The organism is Massilia frigida, assembly GCF_011682175.1.
GTDB classification, from domain to species: Bacteria; Pseudomonadota; Gammaproteobacteria; order Burkholderiales; family Burkholderiaceae_D; genus Telluria_A; species Telluria_A frigida.
On the sequence record NZ_WHJG01000255.1, the window covers coordinates 1 to 201 of the forward strand.

The window sequence follows — 201 nt, forward strand, 5'->3', positions numbered from 1 at the left end:
CGAACATCGCCAGATGCATGATCGCGTCGTTGCTGTCGAACTTACCCGACGGCAAACGTTCCATGTCGAGATCGGTCTTGATCTCGGAGTGAAATTGTTCATGGGTGCCGTGGCGGCGATACAGCCGGATGATTTCCTCGGGTGCTGCATCCAAGCTGGTCCACCAGCCTTCGATCTCAACCTCCGGCTCGATCAGGTGCT

Annotated in this window: 1 pseudogene; it reads right to left on the reverse strand. The window is 56.7% G+C overall.

Annotated elements, in window-relative coordinates:
* Positions 1–201: pseudogene (locus F2P44_RS34850) on the reverse strand (IS1380 family transposase); the annotation flags it as partial.